This window comes from Methanothermobacter sp. EMTCatA1 (genome assembly GCF_002356395.1).
Lineage (GTDB): Archaea > Methanobacteriota > Methanobacteria > Methanobacteriales > Methanothermobacteraceae > Methanothermobacter > Methanothermobacter thermautotrophicus.
This window is the reverse complement of the sequence record NZ_AP018336.1, coordinates 599001-613739: the sequence shown is the minus strand read 5'-3', so window position 1 is coordinate 613739 and position 14739 is coordinate 599001. Positions and strand designations below refer to the sequence as shown.

General features: G+C 47.2%; 13 protein-coding genes. 12 read left to right on the top strand and 1 reads right to left on the bottom strand.

The window, feature by feature from the left end; translation table 11 throughout:
- Nucleotides 1-12 precede the first annotated feature (12 nt).
- Genes rrp4 through tca_RS03185 form a run of 9 tightly spaced genes read left to right on the top strand, consistent with a single transcriptional unit; the run spans nucleotide 13 to nucleotide 4323 of the window.
- Nucleotides 13-948 carry an exosome complex RNA-binding protein Rrp4 gene (gene rrp4, locus tca_RS03225; RefSeq protein ID WP_286709134.1) on the top strand — a complete coding sequence of 312 codons (936 nt, stop codon included), beginning with the start codon at nucleotides 13-15 and terminating at the stop codon, nucleotides 946-948.
- Complete coding sequence (rrp41, locus tag tca_RS03220) at nucleotides 945-1667, top strand: exosome complex exonuclease Rrp41 (RefSeq protein ID WP_010876322.1); 723 nt, start codon at nucleotides 945-947, stop codon at nucleotides 1665-1667. Before rrp4 ends, rrp41 begins: the two co-directional genes overlap by 4 nt.
- Nucleotides 1657-2472: an exosome complex protein Rrp42 gene (gene rrp42 / locus tca_RS03215; protein WP_010876321.1), complete on the top strand. Its 816-nt coding sequence runs from the start codon at nucleotides 1657-1659 to the stop codon at nucleotides 2470-2472. Before rrp41 ends, rrp42 begins: the two co-directional genes overlap by 11 nt.
- 55 nt (nucleotides 2473-2527) lie before the next feature.
- Entirely contained in the window at nucleotides 2528-2797 is a 270-nt protein-coding gene (gene rpl37A, locus tca_RS03210) for a 50S ribosomal protein L37Ae (protein ID WP_010876320.1), read from the top strand.
- A gap of 1 nt (nucleotide 2798) precedes the next feature.
- Entirely contained in the window at nucleotides 2799-2930 is a 132-nt protein-coding gene (locus tca_RS03205; RefSeq protein ID WP_048175438.1) for a DNA-directed RNA polymerase subunit P, read from the top strand.
- 1 nt (nucleotide 2931) lies between these two features.
- Nucleotides 2932-3399: a Brix domain-containing protein gene (locus tca_RS03200; RefSeq protein ID WP_010876318.1), complete on the top strand. Its 468-nt coding sequence runs from the start codon at nucleotides 2932-2934 to the stop codon at nucleotides 3397-3399.
- Nucleotides 3392-3658: a KEOPS complex subunit Pcc1 gene (locus tag tca_RS03195; RefSeq protein ID WP_010876317.1), complete on the top strand. Its 267-nt coding sequence runs from the start codon at nucleotides 3392-3394 to the stop codon at nucleotides 3656-3658. The genes tca_RS03200 and tca_RS03195 overlap by 8 nt, the downstream gene beginning before the upstream one ends.
- Nucleotides 3659-3681: 23 nt before the next feature.
- Nucleotides 3682-4047, top strand: coding sequence for a prefoldin subunit beta (locus tca_RS03190; protein ID WP_010876316.1), 366 nt, complete (start codon nucleotides 3682-3684; stop codon nucleotides 4045-4047).
- Nucleotides 4048-4323, top strand: a complete 276-nt coding sequence (locus tca_RS03185; RefSeq protein ID WP_010876315.1) for a DUF3194 domain-containing protein — start codon at nucleotides 4048-4050, stop codon at nucleotides 4321-4323.
- Nucleotides 4324-4615: 292 nt separating this feature from the next.
- On the opposite strand, the gene tca_RS03180 is transcribed toward tca_RS03185, so the two are convergent.
- Nucleotides 4616-5194 carry a GNAT family N-acetyltransferase gene (locus tag tca_RS03180; RefSeq protein WP_286709133.1) on the bottom strand — a complete coding sequence of 193 codons (579 nt, stop codon included), beginning with the start codon at nucleotides 5192-5194 and terminating at the stop codon, nucleotides 4616-4618.
- Nucleotides 5195-5384: 190 nt separating this feature from the next.
- On the opposite strand from tca_RS03180, the gene tca_RS03175 reads away from it, so the two are divergent.
- The 3 genes from tca_RS03175 to tca_RS03165 all read left to right on the top strand — a co-directional run bounded on the left by tca_RS03175 (nucleotide 5385) and on the right by tca_RS03165 (nucleotide 14600).
- The gene (locus tca_RS03175) at nucleotides 5385-6185 is read left to right on the top strand and encodes a nicotianamine synthase family protein (protein WP_286709132.1); all 801 of its coding nucleotides are present in this window, start codon (nucleotides 5385-5387) and stop codon (nucleotides 6183-6185) included.
- 336 nt (nucleotides 6186-6521) lie between these two features.
- Nucleotides 6522-9323, top strand: coding sequence for an FmdE family protein (locus tca_RS03170; RefSeq protein WP_286709131.1), 2802 nt, complete (start codon nucleotides 6522-6524; stop codon nucleotides 9321-9323).
- Nucleotides 9324-9509: 186 nt separating this feature from the next.
- The gene (locus tca_RS03165; RefSeq protein ID WP_286709130.1) at nucleotides 9510-14600 is read left to right on the top strand and encodes a cobaltochelatase subunit CobN; all 5091 of its coding nucleotides are present in this window, start codon (nucleotides 9510-9512) and stop codon (nucleotides 14598-14600) included.
- Nucleotides 14601-14739 lie beyond the last annotated feature (139 nt).

Here is a 14739-nt window from a genome sequence, read left to right as displayed (position 1 = left end):
GGGAGGCATAACGTGCTACTTGTAAATGAAAAGGACCTGGTTGTTCCAGGTCAGGTTCTGGCAGAGAACGAATATTTCCCTGGAAGGGGAACCTTCAAAGAGGATAACAGGATATGTTCATCCTTTGTGGGACTCGTTTCTGTTAGAAACAAGAAGATAAATGTGATACCACTTCAGAGCAAGTACATCCCCAAGAGGGGGGATGTGGTGATCGGGGAGATAACTGACATCAGATTCTCAATGTGGGGACTTGACATAAACTCGCCCTACACAGGTCTCTTACCGGCCTCTGAGGTCTTTGGCAAGGATAAAAGGGAACTTGAAAGTGTCTTCGATATAGGGGACGTTCTGCTTTTGAGGGTTGTGGATGTTGATGAGGTTAAGAAGGTGAAGCTTGGCCTCAAGGGCCGCGGCCTTGGAAAGTTCAGGGACGGTATCCTGGTTTACATAACACCCACAAAGGTGCCAAGGCTGATAGGCAAAAGGGGATCAATGATAAACATGGTCAAGGAGAAGACCCGCTGCGATATCGTGGTTGGTCAGAACGGTGTTGTCTGGATCAAGGGTGAACCCGACATGGAGAGGATAGCCGAAAAGGTGGTCCTCATGATAGACCGTGAGGCCCACACCTCAGGACTCACCGACCGTGTGAGGGAACTCCTCGACAGGCTTACAGGAGTGGAACCTGAGATTCAGGTTGAGGAGTCTGAAGGGATAGAAAAACCTGAAACCCCGGAGTTTGAGGACCTTGAGGAAGTATCTGATTATTCTGAGGATGTGGAGGTGTCTCCGGAGTCTGAGGATTTTGAGGAAGTATCTGATGAGTCTGAAGACCTTGAAGTGGAATCTGAAGATGTGGAAGAAGGAACAGACACCCCTGCTGCTGAAGAGGATGATGGGGAAGCCGGGGATGCAGAAGTTAAGGATGAGAATAATTCCGAGAGGTGATTACTATCATCACACAGGATCAATTGAAGACCTCCCCCAGCGTCAGGGAGGATGGAAGGGCGTTTGATGAACTCAGGCCCTTAAAAATCGAGGCAGGGATACTTGAAAGGGCAGATGGTTCATCTTACCTTGAATTTGGCGGTAACAAGATACTGGTGGCTGTATACGGTCCAAGGGAGGCTCAGATAAGAAAGCTGCAGAGACCTGACAGGGCTGTCATAAGGTGCAGGTACAATATGGCACCATTCTCAGTTGAGGAGCGAAAGAGACCGGGCCCTGACAGGCGTTCCGTTGAGATCTCCAAGATAACTGCAGAGGCCCTCAGACCGGCACTGATACTTGAAAAATTCCCCAGATCAGTCATCGATGTATTCATAGAGGTGCTTGAGGCTGAGGGAGGTACGAGGTGTGCTGGCATAACAGCGGCTTCAGTCGCCCTTGCAGATGCAGGAATACCCATGAGGGACATGGTTGTTGCCTGTGCAGCAGGTAAGGTCGGTGATCAGGTGGTCCTTGACCTCTCTGAGGAGGAGGACAAGGAGGGCCAGGCAGACGTACCGGTGGCGATACTCCCGAGGACACGTGAAATCACACTGCTCCAGAGTGATGGAAACCTCACACCCGAGGAATTTGAAAGGGCACTTGACCTTGCAGTGGAGGGATGCCTCCGGATACATGAGGTGCAGAAGGAGGCCCTCAGAAAGAGGTATGGTGAATAAAATGGATATAATACCTGAAATTACAAGAAAGAGTATAACGGACCTTATAAATAATAAGGAACGCATTGATGGAAGGTCACTTCATGAGTTCAGGGACATATCCATCGAAACAGGGGTGATATCCAAGGCTGAGGGTTCCTCAAGGGTGAAACTTGGAAACACCCAGATAATTGTGGGTGTGAAGCCCCAGATAGGCGAACCCTTCCCTGACACACCTGAGATGGGTGTAATACTCACCAACTCCGAGCTCCTTCCAATGGCATCACCGACCTTTGAGCCTGGACCCCCTGATGAGAGGTCAGTGGAGCTGTCAAGGGTTGTGGACAGATGCATAAGGGAGAGCCGGATGATAGACCTTGAGAAGCTCTGCATCATAGAGGGCAGCAAGGTCTGGATGCTGTTCCTGGACCTGCACATCATAGACTATGATGGCAACCTCTTTGACGCAGCGGTCCTTGCAACCGTGGCAGCCCTGCTGGATACAAGGATACCTGCAGCCGAGGTTGAGGATGGTGAGGTCGTTATCAACAGGGAGAAGATGCAGCCACTCCCTGTCAACAGGAAGGCCCTCATGTGCACCTTCGCCAAGATAGGAAACGAGATCGTGCTCGACCCCTCCCTCGAGGAGGAGGACATACTCACAGCAAGGATATCCATAGGTGTTACTGAGGAGGGCTCCATATGCGCCATGCAGAAGGGTGGTGAGGGGCCACTCACAAGGGATGATGTCCTTAAGGCAGTCTCAATTGCAGTGGAGAAGGTGCCCCAGCTCATTGAGTACCTTGACAAGTCAATGACTCCCTAAATCTTAAATACTGACCAGACAATATCTATAACATCATATTTACTGGAGTGATAATATGGCAAGAACAAAGAAAGTAGGTATCACAGGACGTTTCGGTCCACGTTACGGTCGTAAAGCTAAAAGAGCTGTTAAAAAGATTGAAGAAGAGATGAAGAGGAAGCACGTATGCCCGAGCTGTGACCGTCCCGGTGTTAAGAGGGAGAGCAGGGGCATATGGAAGTGCAGAAAATGCGGTGCTGTGTTCACAGGTGGAGCATACCTCCCGGTGACCCCAATGGGTAAGACAGCAGCCCGTAACATCAAGAGGATAGTTGGAGGTAAGTAGATTGTACCGCTGCGCCCAGTGCGGGACACTCATAGACCCCAAGAAGTACATGGAGAACAAGTGCCCAAGGTGCAGGTACAGGATCCTCTTCAAGGAGGTGCCTCCGGTTAAGAGGACCCTGAGGGCACGGTAGGATGCTCCTCACAACATCCAGAAAGCCATCCCAGCGCACAAGGTCCTTTTCCCAGAGGCTCTCCAGGATCATGGGCTGGAGGTACATTAACAGGGGAAAGATGAGCCTGCGGGATGTGCTCATCGAGGCCAGGGGCCCGGTGGCTGTGGTCTCTGAGAGGCACGGTAACCCTGCAAGGATAACCTTCCTCGATGAAAGGGGAGGGGAGAGGGGTTACATCCTCTTCAACCCGTCCTTTGAAATGAAAAAACCTGAACTGGCAGATAAAGCGGTAAGGGTCAGTAGCTGCCCTCCCGGATCTGAGGGCCTCTGCAATCTAATGGGCCTTGAGGTGGATGAATCCTCATCCAGGGATGCCTGGAGTATAAGGACTGATGAAGAGTACGCCTGGGTGATGGAGCTCATGGATGCCAGGGGGACGCCCGCTGGTTTTAAGCTCCTGATACGTGATTTCAGGGTCGGTGAGTGAGTTGGGTCTCAGGAGAATTCAGGGCGTAATAGATATCAGGACGGACCCTGAATCAGCATCTGTGATCTACAGGGCCATCAAACCTGAGGTCATGGATTCGCCCTCCCAGAGGTCTTCCATGTCCATGGAACTTGATGATGGCAGGATAACCATTGTCATAAGCGCAGGGGATTCAGCATCCTTCAGGGCGGCTCTCAATTCGTCACTGCGCTGGGTGAAGCTTTCCATGGAGATTCTTGAATTGATGGGATCAACATAATTGGATATTTTGAAGGTGATAATATGGAACTTCCACAGAATGTACAGCACCAGTTAGCTCAGTTCCAGCAGCTGCAGCAGCAGGCACAGGCAATATCTGTGCAGAAACAGACGGTTGAAATGCAGATTAATGAGACACAGAAGGCCCTTGAAGAACTCTCAAGGGCTGCCGATGACGCTGAAGTATATAAGAGCTCAGGTAACATTCTCATCAGGGTTGCCAAGGATGAACTTACAGAGGAACTTCAGGAAAAACTTGAAACACTCCAGCTCAGGGAGAAGACAATTGAGAGACAGGAAGAACGCGTCATGAAGAAACTGCAGGAGATGCAGGTCAACATCCAGGAAGCAATGAAGGGCGCGGGTATCAATCCTGGGATGGGTAACTAATTGAGTCTCAGAAAACTCACTGAAGGGGATCTGGATGAGATATCCAGTTTCCTCCACAATACCATTTCTGATTTTATACTGAAGAGGGTGTCTGCCAAGGAAATAGTTGATATTGACATAACTGTGCTGGTGGAGTACACCGATGAACTGAAGGTTGATATCAGCGCTGAACTGTACCTTGATGAGCTTTCAGATGCAGATCCCGGGATTGTTGATGAGGCAGTGGATGCAGCCTACAGGAGCCTTGAATCCTTCCTTGATGGATTCAGGGAATAATCACTGCCGCCTCTGGATTAAAACAGATATTATGTAATTATCATCATGTATTAATACTTAACCAGTTTTCATTTAAAAGCATGTAATAACTTTTTTTCAAAAAGTATTTATATGTCGTGTGACAACCACTTTAGTGAGCATGAATTCCTCCTAGCTTAAAACGGAAGCCAGCTCAACAGGGCATCCAGCAACAATCCTTTCGCTCAAAAAAAATGTCATCTGATGCCCTGTTCCTCCTCTTTTTAATGATTCAGTTCAAATGCCATCTGATTCCTTTTTAACCAACATGGAATTAAACCTTCTGGGTCCTGGGGAGTGAATGTGAGAGTTCAGAGCTTTTCTCAGGGATCCCGGTAATTGCCTTTGAATTGCATGAGAGGGTCTTCTCCATGTGGACCGTCCCGAGTTCATTTCCTGTGTCCACCGTTACACGGTATCCCCTTGAAAGCCAGAATTCGAGGGCACCACTGACGTATTTATGTGTGTGCAGGTAGATCCTCTGGTAGCCCAGTGATGCTGCTTCCTTCTCGGCGATTTCAACAAGTCTGGATGCAACACCCATCCTCCGGTGATCCTCATCTACAAAAACCCTCCACAGGCTGGCCGTTGTCTCTGGATCATAGTTCAGGCCCTCAAATTCACGGTCATAGGCACGAAGTCCCAGTGTCCCTATTACCCTACCACCCTGGGAGGCGAAGAGGAAGATGTTCCTTGGGGGTTTGAGGTAGTACTCCTCAAGGTTGATTATGTCCCTGTGGTACTCGGGTATGTATCCGAATCCAAACTCCCTCCTGATTATCCTGAAGAGGAAGTTTCTTATGGATTCAAGTTCAGATTCACTCATGGGTTCAGCCACAGTGATAATTTCCATCACCTTTTGTTTTTCAGTGTTTTTTGCCCCCTCATTCAACCAGCGATAACATCCATCACCAGTAAGTAATAATTATTCTGTGTTAAATCCAGATAAAGTAATACAGGATTGTCTTCATATATGACATATGTGCTCAAGTCTTATAAAGTGTGCTGTTCAATAACATTACCATGACCTAAGGAGAACCGCTATGAGCTGCTACATCTACTGGGATAAGATAAAGAGGATAGCCTCAAGACTCGAGGGAATGAATTATCACTTCGATGAGATGGACACCAGCGAGGTCATGCCACTTCTTGATGAAATCGAGGAGATAGCCCATGACTCAACCATTGACTTTGAATCAGCAAAGCACATCCTCGATGATGCTGAAATGAATCATGCACTCAGCCTGATAAGGAAGTTCTACGTGAATCTCGGGATGAAGCTTGAAATGGAAAAGGCACAGGAGGTCATAGAGTCAGATTCACCCTGGGAGACCCTCAGGTCGTTCTACTTCTACCCAAGGTACCTTGAACTACTTAAGAATGAGGCTGCCCTTGGAAGATTCAGGAGAGGGGAGAGAGCAGTTTTTATTGGAGGTGGTCCCCTACCCCTTACAGGTATTCTTCTCTCACACGTCTATGGTATGAGGGTTAATGTTGTTGAAATCGAACCAGACATCGCTGAGCTCTCAAGAAAGGTCATCGAAGGTCTTGGAGTTGAGGGTGTGAATGTTATAACTGGAGATGAAACCGTCATTGATGGTCTTGAATTCGATGTATTAATGGTGGCGGCCCTTGCAGAGCCAAAGAGAAGGGTTTTCAGGAACATACGCAGATACGTTGATACAGAAACGCGGATTATCTACAGGACATACACAGGTATGAGGGCTATCCTCTACGCACCTGTCAGTGATGATGATATCACCGGATTCAGGAGGGCAGGAGTTGTCCTGCCATCAGGGAAGGTTAACAACACTTCGGTACTTGTTTTTAAATGTCCTGATTGACTTCCCATGATAAAGGAATTCACTCGCTTATACTTATTACCATCAGGGAGAATGACAGCAGATGGTTATTATTAATTTTAAAATAGAAATTGTTAAATAGTAGGGACATTCAAGAGTAACATGTAACACCAGAATGGTGTTTGATATTAAATTTTCCCTCCAGCAATCAGTTCATGGGGTTTCCCCATGAATTCCCTCTTTATGAAAAAATTGAGTATTACATTTTTTCCCGTTTAAGGCCTTAAAGTATTAACAAAAGCATTATATATCTTATTACTCCAAGGAAGATCCGTACATTATTAAACATTAAAGAACTTAAAAGGAGGTGAAAGGGTTATGGGAAGACAGTACTTCATGGTTTTCATGGTTCTTCTCGTTGCTGTGGCACTTACAGGTTCGGTGAGTGCAGCTGATACAAACTGTGAGGTGGGGGTTGACGTCAAATATGAATACGCCGACGATAATGGCAATATAAACCCCGACATCCAGGAACTGACAGACGAAAACAACACCCGGATAAACTTCACCAAAGAATTCGATCCGGCAGCAAACATGACAAAAATCAGATTCAACTACGAAAACATTACAGAAAACACAAAATTCACAGTAAAAATCAGGGCCCCAGGCTACACCGAACTATCACACACCTTCCAGCTAACCCCCTACGGCACCCTCTACGCAACACACCTATCACTACAGATGAAGGCCACAGACGCCTACAAACTGGGAAGGGATATCACCAGGAAGGCAGACCAGATCCTCAACTTCACCAGGACAGGTGACGTCCTGGTCATAACAACAGCCGGAACAGCCTACTACAAAAACCAGACCACAGAGGACGTCCTGGAGGGAATACTCAACCAGGCCCGGGGAACAGTAAGCTATGGTAAAGGAAACATCCTGATGCTCAGGAAAACCAGACTCGACCCCCTTGACTTCGCATTCATTGTAAGGAAGGGAAACGACCTCATACTCGCATACTTCAAAAACGCCAGCATGACACCAATCTACGTTGGAACCGTGTCACAGAACATGACACTCTCACAGTACGAGGCACTCCAGAAAAAACTCGGAAGTGACACCTTCCCCATAGCAAGCCTAGCCAACGCCTGGGCCATAGGACTCTCAGCAGACATCCTCAGGGAAGCAGCATTCCACGGCCACGTCTGCATGGGAACAATCAGCGGCTACGCAATGATAGAAACACTACTCAAATACTACCCACCGGGAGCCGGTACAGGGGGAGCAGAATCATCAGGTTATATAGTAATCGGTGTGCCCGGTGGCTCAGACGATGACGTATTCGTATATGCCATGGATTCAACACCCGGAAAGAGATCCTACATCGGATTCAACACCACAAATGATTCCAACATGGTAGGGTTCCTAAGATGGGATTCAAACACAAAAACAGGGACCCTCATAATAATGTCATACGACCTTCAGGACCTCATCAGCAAATACAAACAGGAAACCGGTGAAACAGCAGTATCAGAACTTAAATTCAACGCATGGGCTGTCAAAAAACTAATGACAGATCCAGAATCCCTGATAAAGATACTATACGCATTCGACAATGTTACAGAAGAACAGGGTAATTATCTTACAGGTGGGCTAGGAAGTACAACCGTCAACGATGCACATGGCCTGGATATGGATTACATCCTGAGCCAGAGCAATCTTGTAAACGCAACACCAGCCAACCGGACATACACACAGGGTAACCTGACATATGACCAGCTAAAGGAGATCGGTGCTGAAGCCGCGAACCTGGTGAAGGACCTGTTCCAGCAGGCTGGTGTACAGCTAGAAAAGGACGACCTTGATCTTCTGGTTCTCACATCAGCAGGATACGCACGCCTAAACGGTCAGGACACAAGTCCAGTATGGGACGGGATCTATGATGTTCTGGGTTCAAGGTTAAGCAGAACAACGTTACTTCCTGTCCACAGCGCACTCTGGAGTCAGCTCTGGTTCACATTCATAGTAAAAGCTGGCAGTTACAATTCCAGTATCCTCGGCAAAACAGGTGGCTTCGGAAAATTCACATTCAACATCACAGAATTGGATGACATGCTCCTGGCTGTACAGCTAATCTATAACTCAACCACTGGTTTCACAGTAATAAACGACACCATGGGGCCTGTATATGACATAGGAGCCGGATGGAATCACACCAATCCAACAGTATCCAGGGTATTCAAAAACTGGAATGGAGTAGTTACAATCGCCAATGCATGGTCATATGAACCGCCATTTGACATGCTGATGGTCTACTTATTCCACAACCATGTCTGTCCTGGTGTGTCACCATCATACCTCATAGCAGACTACATATACGAGAATTATCCGCGGGGAGAAAATGAAAAATACATTTACATTACAGCTACAGACTACTGCAAAGATGACGGGCTACTATTGCTCCTCGGCGTATCACCTGGACAGGGAACTTACTACAACCAGAGACTGCTTAATACAACATCCTCGACTGTTAACGGCGGGCGGATGGAAGGCATGCTGATAATCTGGGATGAAAAGTTAAACGTTGGAAGGGTAGTGATAATCACTTATAAAGGACCAAGTTTCCAGAGCGGAGTGAATGGCCTCAGGGCATACATAGACTGGTACAAAGGACAAGAGCCCAGCGGTGTGAGCTCACCATACACAGTGACCAGTGAATTACCAGCAAAGTATATTACACAAAGTGAACTTCAAACGATCCTTTCAGGTGCAAACGGCAATGTCCTGGCATATGTGAAGGGATTACCAGTAAGAAACCTTGAGGACCTTATACCGGTGAACAACGGCGGAACACCAGTTAACAACGGAGGAAACCAGGGAGGTTCCCAGGGAGGTTCAAACGGTGGTGTTCCTTCAGGTTCAGCTGGTGGTATCAGCGGTGGACATGCAGGTTATTCACCGGGTGTGGATACTGCGGCTTCACCTGCAGAGGTGGGCGCTGCATCCTCAGTGTCAGAGGAGCCTGCATCAACGCCTTCAAAGGCCTATGAGGTTAAGAATGCTACATCAGGTGCCAGTGGCGGTGACTCCTCATGGTACGTCTACGGTATCGTGGGTGTCCTTGTTGCCGCTGGTCTTGTGGCCTTCGGATTCCTCAGGGGCGGAGCAGGAAAATAAACCCCCAATCTTTTTCTTTTTTATTAACCATTGGTATTACTTTTTCCTGATACACATATAAAATAAGTAATATAATTTCTTTATTAATACTCTATTTTTCAATTGCCTCAAAATAGTAATAACAATAATTTATATTGTCTTCACAATAAATGGATATTGAAAAATTCAAAGGAGGTGAAAAAGATCATGAGAAAACATCTGATCACAGTAACAGCAGTTCTTCTCATGTTAATGTTCTGCCAGAGCGTGGCAGCAGCAGACAACAGCACGGAGGTTAATTCAACTACTGTACTGGTTATAGGGTCATCTACAGCCACAAAGAGTTACAATGAAGTTGCATACACTGTAATGAACCTCACAAACAGGGATGCGAAGAGGGTGAATTTCCAGATAAGATCCACCACACAGATAGGTAACATGACGGGCGATGAGATACTGTCACTCATCAACAGTTCCAGTATTATAATTGCTGAATGGGGCACACAGCTCGCCGGTAACGGTTCCTTTGAAGCTGTTATAAGAGCCCATCCATCAATATTAGAAAACAAACTGTTTTTTGCATTTGAAAGCGGACCAACTCTCGTCAAATTGAGCAGAATAAACAATACAGAGGTCTTCACTGGTGTTAACGACAGTGATATTGGAACATACGACAGACCAGGTACTTTAATAGGCGCATGTCACGACGGAGACCTTACATCTCTTATAGCATATAAACAGAAATACCCGGGAAACACAGCACTGCATCAGTGGATAGATTGCGCCCTGTACTATGCAGCAGCGGGCAAAACAAACCTTGAAAATCAGTTCAAACTCGCACTAAAGATGTACTATAACATGCGCGGACTACAATGGAACGAAAGCTGGGAACCTGGAACTCTTGAACAGGCTTCACCCCTCGCCTCAGAATTCCTCTACCGTGATGGTCAGAGGTTTACAAAGGAGGATTATTTCACAAGATATCCTCTGGATCCAGCTAAACCCACAGTGGCTGTCCTGAGCTATGTTGGATCCACAGGGGAGGTCACCTACGCTGATGCGATGCAGCAGATAATCGATGCACTCGTCTCAAGGGGACTCAACGTCATACCAGTTATAGGTACATGGTCAAATTATGTCATCCTCAACCAGACTGATATGCAGAACATTATCCAGACACTATGCATGCCAAACCAGACCTACAACATAACTGCCATCAGGGGAATAGGAAACTACACTGACCTCACATCAATCCTTGGTGTTACCAGCGTCTCAGGTGCGAATGTTTATGAGGTTCAGATACTTGATAATGGTAACCTAATAAGGAGTCTCAAGATCAGCACAGCACAGCCAGTGAACGTATATTCAGCCCTAGTAAAGTTTCTCACAGATGCATCAAACGTTGTTCAGTACGAGGCCAACCCTGAAAAATACCCTGTCAAGGCAAACGTTATCATAGATATGCTGACGTTTATAACCGGGTCAACAACATCCGGTGCCAGTGTTACCAAGTTCTTTGATAGATCAAATATCCCTGTTCTGAGGGCAATGATAACCAGTTCTAAATACAGAACAATTGGTCAGTGGATTGTCTCAGAGGAGGGATTCAGCTGGATGTCAGTTTACTGGCAGTGTGCACAGCCAGAGATGCAGGGTCAGATAGAACCACTTGCCATAGGTGTGGGTGAGATAGGTTCAGATCCTGAAACAGGTGCACAGTGGGACATAACAGTGACCATTCCAGAGAGGATAGAGAAACTTGTCAGCAGGGCCTTCAACTGGATCAGACTCCAGACCATGGCAAATAGTGACAAAAAGGTGGCAATTGTATACTACAACTACCCGCCGGGTAAGCAGAACATAGGTGCAAGTTACCTTAATGTCCCCGAAAGTATCATTGAGATACTCAAGCGCATGAAGGCAGAGGGCTACAGTGTTGGTGAAATACCGCAGGACGCTGATGCACTGGTTGAGATGATGATCAAAAACGGTATAAATGTTGCCAACTGGGCCCCCGGTGAACTTGAGAAACTTGCAAACAGTTCAAATGCAATACTGTGGCCATACGAGGACTACCTTGCATGGTTCAATACACTTGATCCTGTTGCCCGCAAGGAGATGGTTGAAGGTCCCGTTGGATACATAGAGGAACTCACAAGGGTTGCGGTGCAGTGCATCAATGAAGGAGACCGCATGGTCAGGGATGAAATGCTCAAGACACTCAACCGCTGGACCCAGGAGATGATCTCAAATGCGAATACACACCCTCAGATCGCAGGAACAGCAATTGATCTTATAAACAAAATGAGCGCTGCCCTGACAGCAGTCATCTGGAACACATCCAACACAACGGCATGGAATCTCTTCTACATCTACAAAAACCAGTTCATGGCCCTCAATGTTTCAGGGATGACTGGCTGGGGTGAACCACCAGGAAACGTCATGGTTGTAACAAGAAATGGAAGGAAGTACGTAGTGATCCCGGGGCTCATGTTTGGAAATGTATTCATAGGCCCGGAACCACAGAGGGGATGGGAAGCCGACGCTGCAAACCTCTACCACAGCACAATAGTTCCACCACCTCACTGCTACCTTGCATGGTATGCATGGGTAAACACGGTTTTCGGTGCAAATGCGCAGATACACGTTGGAAGACACGCAACCTACGAGTGGACACCAAGGAAACAGTATGCCCTCTCATCCTTTGATTACCCTGATATATGCATAGGAGATACACCGTCACTATACATCTACATAATGGATGGTGTTGGAGAGGGTCTGCAAGCTAAGAGAAGAGGACTTGCAGTGATCATAGATCATTTAACACCACCACTGACAAGAACAAAGCTCTACGGCGACCTTCAGGAACTTGCAGGGCTCGTGTCAAGTTACGAGGCTACACCAACTGGAAACCCCATGAGGGACGAATATGCAAAGCAGATCAGGGAAACCATAATCAAACTTGACCTTGCAAGGGATCTTGGGATTAACGCAACCAACATGACGGACGATGACATAGACAGGGTGCATGACTACCTTCTGAGCATTACCAGTACACTGATGCCCTATGGACTTGACACATTTGGTCTCAACTGGACTGACAGTGAAGTGGCCCTCATGGTATCAGGGATGCTCTCACCAGACAGCGAAGTGGACCCATCACTACAGAGACTCATATCCATGATGAATGGATGGAATTTCAGCAACCTCACCTTTGAACAGGCTGAAGCACTTAACAATGCCACTGTAGAGATGATAATGGAACTTTTAAGGGGAACATCGATCGACACACTACTTGAAAACATCACGGATCCATCTCTCAGGGCAACACTCCACTCAAAGCTTGAGCTGGCACTCCAGTATGCATCACTCCTTAAGGACAGTCCTTCCAGTGAAATGGATGCACTTATGGAGGGTCTATCAGGACACTACATAACCCCTGCAAAGGGAGGAGATCCAGTTAAGGCCCCATATGCCCTTCCAACAGGAAGAAACTTCTATGCCCAGGACGACAACACACTACCAACAAAGGTGGCGTGGGATCTTGGTAAGAGGCTCGCAGATATGGCCCTGGCCCAGCTCGATGCAATCCCTGAAAAGATGGCTGCAGTGGTCTGGTGCGTTGAGACGGCAAGAGACGACGGTGCAATGGCTTCATTCGTCCTGAGAATGCTGGGTGTGCAGCCAAAGATGGACGATAAGACCTGGCTCGGAGGCGGAAAACTATCCTACATAGTTCCAACAAATTTAACACAGCTTCTATCAGACCTCAATAATGTGAGAAGCAGCATGGGCCTTTCAAACCTCACATCAAGGCCAAGGATTGATGTCATAGTAACCACCAGTGGCCTCTTCAGGGATCTATTCCCCAACCTTCTGGCCAAAATGGACGTAGCATACAGGGTTGCACTCGGAGCATCATACTCAAAGATCCTTGAAGCTCACCCCGAACTCAAGACACAGCTTGACCTTGCCCTGGATCCACTGCTCACAGGACAGTTCAAGCAGGCTAAGACAATGGCAGATCTTCTTAAAACCATAGACAAAAATGATTCACTTAACGTCAATTACATTGCAAAGCACTGGGTAGAGCTGGTACTCGCAGGTTATGATGGTGATACTGCCATAACACGCATATTCGCTCCACCTGTCGGTGACTATGGCGCAGGGGTTAACCATGGTGTTGAAGAGGCATGGACATGGGATAACAGGTCAGAACTTGCCGATGTATACCTCAGGAGGATGAGTCACGCATACTCAAACACACGCTGGGGAGCATCAATGGAAGGTCTCTTTGAGAATCTCCTGAAGGGTGTAACAGTGGCATACCACAGCAGGAGCACCAACCTTTATGGTGTAATTGACAACGATGACTACTACGACTACTATGGGGGCCTCTCAATGGCAATTGAGAAGGTCAACGGTGGGGTGGCACCTTCACTCAATGTGCTCTACTACGCCAACCCATCAAGGCCTGAGGTTGTCTCACTGCAGGAGTTCATGAGACGTGAAATGAGGACACGCTACTACAACCCTGAATGGATAAAGTCAATGATGAACGAGGGATACAGCGGTGCAAGGACCATCTCAAACAAGTTCGTCGCATACCTCTGGGGATGGCAGGTTACCGCACCACAGCTTGTTGATGACTATGACTGGAATGAGATCACAGACATATACATTAAAGACAAATACAATCTAGGCGTGAACAGATGGCTCTCCACAGGTAACAGGGCATATTCTATGATCAGTATAACAGGGACGCTATTAACAGCAGCACATAAGGGCTTCTGGAAGGCTGATGAGGCCACTCTGAGGCTGGTTGCAAATACATGGGCAAGCACTGTTGCTGAGTACGGTGTGGCATGCTGTGACTGCAGCTGCGGCAACCTTGCAATGATGGAGTGGGCAATGCAGTATGTTAACCCGGATCTACTTGCCAAGGTTAAGTCAAAGATATACGAAGCCACAGGGGCCGCAGCCTTTGCACCATCTGAGAACCCAAACCAGGGTGGAGAATCAGGTTCAACACCCGGAGGGCAGCCTCATGATGGAAGTAGTGGAACCTCAGGAGGATCTGAAGGTGTTTCAGCGGCAAGTCCAGGTACGCAGAGCTCCTCACAGAATGTGGGAGCAGGCTCCGAATCATCACAGGGTGCAGGAAAATCATATGAGGTTACAGCATCTGGTTCCTCCGGTTCATCAGATACTGGAATGCCTGTGTACGCCATATTGGGTGTCATAGCACTGGTTGCCCTGGTTGGAGTGGGTTACTTCATGGGACCTGGAAGGAGATAAACCAGTTCCCCCCTTATTTTTTCTTTTTGAAAAAACTTAAATATCACATTAACTTTAATTTAAATAAAATTTATTTGAATGAATTATTATCTGGATCCGGATCTCAGTAATAAAAAATGTAGTAATAAAAATCGGAGTT

Coding starts and splice junctions, on each gene's coding strand:
- tca_RS03170 (WP_286709131.1), top strand. CDS start 6,522: ATGGGAAGACAGTACTTCATGGTTTTCATGGTTCTTCTCGTTGCTGTG.
- rpl37A (WP_010876320.1), top strand. CDS start 2,528: ATGGCAAGAACAAAGAAAGTAGGTATCACAGGACGTTTCGGTCCACGT.
- tca_RS03175 (WP_286709132.1), top strand. CDS start 5,385: ATGAGCTGCTACATCTACTGGGATAAGATAAAGAGGATAGCCTCAAGA.
- tca_RS03200 (WP_010876318.1), top strand. CDS start 2,932: ATGCTCCTCACAACATCCAGAAAGCCATCCCAGCGCACAAGGTCCTTT.
- tca_RS03165 (WP_286709130.1), top strand. CDS start 9,510: ATGAGAAAACATCTGATCACAGTAACAGCAGTTCTTCTCATGTTAATG.
- tca_RS03180 (WP_286709133.1), bottom strand. CDS start 5,194: ATGGAAATTATCACTGTGGCTGAACCCATGAGTGAATCTGAACTTGAA.
- tca_RS03190 (WP_010876316.1), top strand. CDS start 3,682: ATGGAACTTCCACAGAATGTACAGCACCAGTTAGCTCAGTTCCAGCAG.
- rrp42 (WP_010876321.1), top strand. CDS start 1,657: ATGGTGAATAAAATGGATATAATACCTGAAATTACAAGAAAGAGTATA.